Source organism: Methylobacterium sp. D54C, from assembly GCF_053345595.1.
In genome coordinates, this window is the sequence record NZ_JBKFAK010000198.1 from 1 (window position 1) to 304 (window position 304).

Annotated in this window: 1 pseudogene; it reads right to left on the reverse strand. The window is 72.0% G+C overall.

Annotated elements, in window-relative coordinates:
• Positions 1-304 (reverse strand): annotated as a pseudogene (locus ACLBYB_RS33150) (PLP-dependent aminotransferase family protein); the annotation flags it as partial.

Below are 304 nucleotides of genomic sequence, written 5' to 3' on the forward strand. Positions count from 1 at the left end.
GCCATCATGTTGATGGCGCGCAGTTCGGCCGCCAGCCGCACCGCCTCGTTCGTTCCCGGGACCGCGACGTAGGGGATGCGCAGGCCGGGACTCGCGCATTTGGACAGCGTCGCGATGTGCCACGTGATGTCGCTCGCCTGGGACGCGATGGGAGCCGGGGCGTCGTGGGGCAAGGCGCCGTCCGCGTCGTCCTCGATGATGGCGACGCCGTGCGTGCGGGCGGTCTCGGCGATCCGCCGACGCCGGATTGCCGGCAGGGTCGCGGTGGTCGGGTTGTCGAGGGTCGGCACGAGGTACAGGGCCC